The organism is Pirellulales bacterium, from assembly GCA_036499395.1.
Taxonomy (GTDB): domain Bacteria; phylum Planctomycetota; class Planctomycetia; order Pirellulales; family JACPPG01; genus JACPPG01.
Map to the genome: position 1 here is coordinate 1 of DASYDW010000079.1, position 6,981 is coordinate 6,981.

3 protein-coding genes are annotated in these 6,981 nt (G+C 58.9%); all 3 read left to right on the plus strand.

Annotation, left to right across the window (positions count from 1 at the left end; translation table 11 throughout):
- The coding region (locus VGN12_15505; GenBank protein ID HEY4310856.1) for a beta-ketoacyl synthase N-terminal-like domain-containing protein at nt 1-2,278 on the plus strand (2,278 nt) is incomplete at its 5' end.
- A gap of 14 nt (nt 2,279-2,292) precedes the next feature.
- Entirely contained in the window at nt 2,293-6,783 is a 4,491-nt protein-coding gene (locus VGN12_15510) for a MupA/Atu3671 family FMN-dependent luciferase-like monooxygenase (protein ID HEY4310857.1), read from the plus strand.
- A 15-nt stretch (nt 6,784-6,798) separates the two neighbouring features.
- On the plus strand, nt 6,799-6,981 hold a 183-nt coding region (locus VGN12_15515), incomplete at its 3' end, for a beta-ketoacyl synthase N-terminal-like domain-containing protein (GenBank protein HEY4310858.1).

Here is a 6,981-nt window from a genome sequence, read left to right on the forward strand (position 1 = left end):
CGGGATCTCGCCGCGGGAGGCGACGGTGATGGACCCGCAGCAGCGATTGCTGCTGGAGGTGGGATGGGAGGCGTTGGAGGACGCGGGGATCCGCCCGGGCGGCCTGGCCGGGTCGAACACCGGCGTGTTCATCGGGATCAGCAATAACGATTTTTTCCTCCGATTCTCGCAATCGTCGAACTGGGATCGACACATCGCGACGGGCGGCGCGCCGAGTATTGCCGCCAATAGGATCTCATATTTCCTTGACCTGCGAGGCCCGAGCATCGCCATCGATACTGCGTGTTCATCGTCCCTCGTGGCGGTACACCAAGCATGCCAAAGCCTGAAGACTGGGGAGATCAACTTAGCCATGGCCGGTGGAGTCAACCTGATTTTAGATGATTGCTGGAATCAGGTGCTAGCCAATGCGCAAATGCTGTCGCCGACGGGGCGGTGTCACAGCTTTCAGTCTACCGCCGACGGATATGTCCGTGGCGAGGGCGGCGGCATGGTCATCCTTAAACGGGTGTCTGATGCGGTAAAAGACGGAGACCGGATCATCGCCGTAATTAAAGGACATGCGGTCAACCAGGACGGCCGAAGCAACGGATTGACGGCGCCGAACGGATTGGCCCAGCAGGACGTCATTCGCCGGGCGTTATCGATGGCGAATATACGAGCGGATCGGGTCGGCTATGTTGAGGCGCACGGTACGGGCACGCGCATAGGCGACCCCATCGAATTTCACGCGCTGCGGACGATTGTGGGACGGGAAACGCCGGATCGAAAGACGTGCTATGTCGGATCGGTCAAATCGAACATTGGCCATTTGGAGGCTGCGGCGGGGATTGCGGGTTTGATCAAAGTAATCTTGTCGCTTCACCATCAATACATTCCGCCTTCGTTGTTGCGAGCCGACATTAACGAGCAATTGCAGCCAGCGGATTTCTTGAAGATCGCGGACTCGGGAAGAGTCTGGGAGTCGCGCGATCGTCGCGTGGCAGCCGTGAGTTCATTCGGTTTCGGCGGGACGAACGCGCACGTCGTTGTGGAAGAAGAAGCCCCTGCAATCTCTCCGGCGACGCCGGTGGCGCTTCCGCAGACGTCATTTCCGCTTGCCGTGTGCGCTCACAGTTCTGCTGCATTGGGGGTAGTTGCCCGATCCTACGAATCGTGGATTCGAGAAGCACTGCAAGTTGACCCGACTGTCCGACTGGGCGATTTATGCGCGGCGGTAAATGGAGTGCGCAGCCAACTGCCATGTCGTCGCGTGCTGAATGTTCGCACGTCGACGGATGCGTTGAGACAGTTGGAGGAACTGGCGAATGACGCCGATCGGATGGCAATTCCTCTGCACTATGCTCCGGTACAGGCGTTATTCGTATTTGGCAATACCAACCCATCTGATTCGGCGTTCGCAGAACGACTTGTCGCGTTATGCGATCGATTTCGCGAAGCAGAATTTCGTGCGCGGGCGCTCGTCGAAGCGGCATATGATCCGAACGGGGGTGATGAGTCGCGACGGCACATCACGTTCCAAGTGGCCCTCTGTAGATTACTGGTCGACCTGGGGGTCGTGCCGAGCGGTTATGTGGCAAAGGGCTCGGGAGAGCTGGCGGCGAGAATCGCGGCCACCATGATTCCTTTGACGCGCCAACCACTCGATAGCGAGTCCCTCCGCGGAGATTCGTTAATGATCGCGATGGGCTCTGACAATCCTCTTGCGCCCTCGAACGAACCCGTCGGTGATGCATGGAATTGGCTGTTGAACCAGCTGGCGACTGCATATCAAAGTGGATTCGACATCGCGTGGGAACGACTTTACGGTAGCGATGCTCGGCGGCGCACGCCGCCGTTGCCGGCTTATCCTTGGCAGAGGGAAAAGTACTGGCCTGCGGGCGACCGAGCGAACAATGTGAATTGCACTTCGTCGGCAACGGATTTTCGCGGCGCGGGTGGCGGTCCCGCGATCGGCGATGGCGCGCAGCGCGAGTTGTCGATGGAAGTGGACGGTGGCGATCGTGGCGTGACAAATGAAGACTATCTAAACACGGTTTTTCAGATGGCCGAAACGGTTTTCGGAAGTCCGTCGCTGGAATTGCGAGAGTTCGTGGTTTTTTGTCGGCCGCACGCCGCTGCTGCTTTGCGTGTCACAATGACGCGCTCCGCGCACGACTCCGTTCACTTTCGCGTGCTCGACAATACGTTGAAAGGTGGTTCGTTAGGGTTGAAGTGTTGCGCAGAAGGGGCGGTATATTCGTTGGATAAACCGACCGTACCGAGGGGAGCCGTCTGATGCATTTGTCTCTGATGTTTTTTGCACTTCATCAGGAAGCAGCGGACGAGCGCCCATACCAGATGGTGATCGATGCGGCGCGATTTGCCGACGAAAATGGTTTCCATGCGATTTGGCTGCCGGAGAGGCATTTTGCCGTGCTAGGGGGTAACTATCCGGCTCCCGCCGTCCTGCATGCCGCAATTGCCTGCCAGACTCGGCGCGTGCGTTTGTGCGCCGGCAGTGTAGTCGCACCGTTGCATCACCCGCTAAGAATTGCCGAAGACTGGAGCGTGGTCGACAATCTGTCCGGCGGGCGTGTCGGGGTCTCGTTGGCCGCGGGATGGAATTGCGATGACTTTGCTTTTGCGCCGGAGCGATTCGCCAGGCGACACGACATATTGTTCGAAACGCTGGAAACTGTGCGGGGTTTGTGGCGCGGCGAAGCATTTAGTTTTCACAGCGATCGCGGCGCCGGCGTTGACGCCGCGGCGGTCCGGATCTATCCGCGTCCGATCCAGACTGAACTGCCGCTATGGGTTACCGCGGTCTCGAGTGAAAAAACTTTCGCCCGCGCGGGAGCGGCGGGAGCGCATCTGCTGACTCATCTGCTCTCGCAGACCGAGGCCGAACTTCGAGAGCGGATCGATCTATATCGGCGAGAGCGTGCCGCCCACGGTCATGATCCTGATAGCGGGATCGTAACTGTGATGGTTCCGACTTACGTGGGCGCGAAATTGGACTCCACCTGTGCGCTGGCGTGGGGGCCTCTATGCGAATTCCTGAAAAAAAACATCGGGATACTCCGCGGCCTGACCGCGAGTCGTTCGATTCAAACCGATCCTGCGAAGTTGTCTGCGCAGGACTTGGACGATTTTGTCGGCTTTATGGCCGACCGATTCCTGTCCGAGCGTGCGCTGGTTGGGACGCCGGAGACTTGTGGTCATCTAATGCGTCGTTTGGCGGGGTACGGCGTCAATGAACTGGCATGCCTGATCGACTTTATGCCCGACTGGAGCATCGTTCGCGGCGGGCTGCAAAACCTGAAGGGCCTCATCGGGTGCTGCGACCGCCCGGAACAGTCAATATCCCCGCCGCGAAAGGCCGGCACGTCTTCCGAAGTTGTCGCAAAGAAGACGTGCGCAGATTCTCGTGATCGAAATTTGACTCGGCCTCGGCCTGACGCCATCGCCGCCATTCTGCGCGGTTCGCTTTGGTACGAGTTGCCATCTGTCGAGCTTAAAGCTTGGATCGATGGACGGCGACAACTGTTTCATGATGAGATCGGCGATGATGTGCTCCTGCGATTGTTCCGCCGTGACGGCGAGGCGCTACTGGAAGTCCAAGGTATCGCCGCCGTAGAGACTTCGCCACGAATTCAACGGAGTCGGGTGCCGCTGTCGACGCTATTTGCTGTCGTTGCGCGCGGCGCGGTGGCGTCGGCTGAGCAGCGTATGGGCGGCACACTGCCACAGTCTGCGTTAGGTTTCCGCGGGTGTCGGCAGTTTCGTCTTGATGGGCCGGTCAGCGCTGTTCGCTGGATTCACGTCGAGCTTGCCGACGCGTCGGCGATAGTCCGGGCCTCCGTAACTCTGCTTGATTCAGATGGGCTCGTAGTCGGGCGGATTGTCGACCATGAGTTAGCTGCCGTGCCGGGAGTTGACGCCGGGCCGGGCACCGCGATCGACGAGCCGGCATGTTATGAGCTCATCCGACATCCCCTTGATAGCGATCCCACGACTGTGGCGTTATCGATCCGCTCCGATCTTGACTACTGGGAGTCTCAACTTTCGGCTCTTGGTGAAGCGACGAGATTCCGGGAGCTCGAACAGAATGCACATTGCGCGGCGCGCCACGTGATGTCCGGTTTGGGCGTGGATTTGCGGAGTGCGTCGGCTGATCCGGACGCGATCGCGTCGAAGGTGGGTGTTATTCCCTCGCGTCGGCTCTTGTTCCGTCGGCTGGTGCAGCTGGCCACAATGCCATGTGTCGATGAAAGTCAGGATTGGAGCGTTGTCGCCGCGCGGCCGGTTGGTGACAACGACCACGAATTCCGATTGCTGCTGCGAACGACGTCGGCGATGCCTGAGATTTTGCGCGGGACAAAAAAGCCATTGGAAGTGCTATTTCCGCCGGGGGATGTGACGGTTGCTCGTGTTTACACCGATACGGCGTGGGCGCGCGCGGCAAATCGGATTTTAGGGACTGCGGTCGCAAGAATAATTGGCGGCGCCGCGCCGGGGCGGCGACCGCGGATTCTGGAAACCGGGGGTGGAACGGGTGCCGCGACCGAATCCGTACTGAGTGAGCTGTTGCCGGGATCATTTGATTACGTGTTCAGTGATGTCTCCGACGGATTTGTCGGGAAGGCGGCGGACAGATTCGGGTCAGCGATCACTGAATATCACAAGTTGGATATTGCCCAGGCCCCCGCGGATCAAGGCTTTGCTGCGGAAAGCTTTGATGTGATTTTCGCAGCAAATGTGATTCATGCCACGCCGGACATTATTCAAGCCCTTAAGCACATTCGCACACTGCTTCGGCCGGGCGGGATTCTGCTGTTGCAGGAAACCACGCGACGAATGGCGTGGACCGATCTCGTCTTTGGCGTGACGGACGGATGGTGGAGTTTTACTGACACGTTATTACGCCCTGATCATCCGCTGCTCGACCAGCTGGAATGGCAAAGGGGGCTGAAGGAGGCAGGATTCGAGTCGGTGGGGCTGGAAACTGCTGGGCCGACAACTGGCATAGCGTCCAGCCAGTCGCTGTTGTTGGCGTCTGCTCCGGCCGAGGCGCGGTCGAGGGGAGCGACGTTTGGTGAAGGTGTTCGATGGATCGCCATATGCGACGGCGATGGCCGATGTTCCCAAGTTGCTACGGCAATGAAAGAGCGTTTGCCACTGTGCGAAATCGGCTCGTTGGAAACCATGCTTCCACGAATCAAGATGTCGTCGCAGGAATCGTTGTGTGAACAACTGCATGTGCTCTATTTTGCGGGTTCCGTGCCGCTGGCCACATCGCAATGCACGTTGGCAATGGCAGCCGTACGGCGTGCCACGGTCCTTTTAAAGCAATCTGCATCCGTTGTGCGGGCGGCATCCGACGTCTCTCAAGGTTGCTCTGTGACGGTTTGGTTGATAACGGAGGACGCCGCGCCGGTCGACGATGGCCTGATGCCTGATTCGCTTATCGATTCCGTATTGGCAGGTGCCGCTGGAATCTTGCGTGTTGAGCATCCTGAGGTCGCGGTCAAGCATATCGAACTTACCACTGACGATAGCGTCGTGGAGCGTACTAATGCGCTGCTGACGGAATTGAGGCGTCAGGGTGTGGATCGTCGTTCCAATCCGCCGAGTTCGACGTTCGACGTTGTGCTTCGACAGAAGGGGTCATTTCGCCACCGCTTTCGCCGCGTACCGAAGTCGACGGATGCAAGGATTTCCATTGACCGGGACGGAACATATTTGATCGCCGGCGGCACCGGGGGTCTGGGTGCGGAGACCGCGCGTTGGCTTATTGCCCGCGGAGCGCGGCACCTGATGCTGGTCAGCCGGCATGGGAACGGCGCTGAAAATCTTCTCTCGGAATTGCGGCGCTCGGGGGCACAGGTCGCTTTTCACAGATGCGATATCGCCGACCGCGATCGACTTGAATACCTGATCACACAGGTGCGTCGGGAGATGCCGATCCTCAAAGGTGTCATTCATTCCGCGGGCGTGTTGCGCAGCGGCTTGATGTGGAGACAAGGGGATCGCGAATTGCATGAGGGGCTTTCGGCCAAGGTTGACGGTGCATGGAATCTGCATCAATTGACGATTGGCGATCCTCTGGAACTGTTCGTCCTTTATTCATCACTGGTGACGACCTTCCCTGTCGAAGGCCAAGGGTGCTATGCCGCCGCCAATTCATTTCTCGACGCGCTGGCAAAATACCGGGTTGGTTTAGGTCTGCCGTGCTTAGCGATTGATTGGGGACCGGTCGCAATGGTGGGATTGGGTCGTGACCCGCGAGTTTCTGAGTATCATCGCCGATTGAATGCGGCCGGCGTCGGCAGCCTTACCAGGGGCGAGTGTATCTCGGCGTGCGAATGGATGCTTAAGTGTACGGGTCCGCAGATCGCCGTCGGGCGGCTCGATTGGGCGCGGTTGTCAGAAACGACGTCGAACCTGCACGAAATAGCGGCGGGCGTGAAGAATTCGCTGCAACAGCCATTGATCGCGAATTCCGCAGGCCGTCCGTTAGCACAGGAACTTCATAATGAGCAGCCACGACGTCGGGTCGAACTGCTGCGGAAGTGCATCAGCGGTGAGTTGGGTCAAGTTCTACGCCTTGCGGCGGGGACACCAGTCGATTCCAAGCGTGGTTTTTTTTCGCAGGGTTTAGATTCGTTGATGGCACTCGATTTCAAGGCGCAACTTGAACGCGCGATCGGGATCCCCATCCCCTTGCCACTTTTGTTCGAATACTCTTCTGTGGATGCGCTGTCATCGCATCTGGCTGGCAAGTTACCTGGCAAGTTATAGGATGGCATCCCGCACATGAACTCGGCAGTCGACATTCCGAATTCGCATCGCCCGCCGCGTGAAGGGATAGCGGTGGTGGGGATAGGTTGCCGATTTCCGGGCGGTGGCCGCGGCCCTGGAGGGTACTGGCAGATGCTGCGTGGTGGCCGCGACGCTGTGGGGGATGCGCCGGAGTGGCGCGGCCTGGGTGCGGGATTG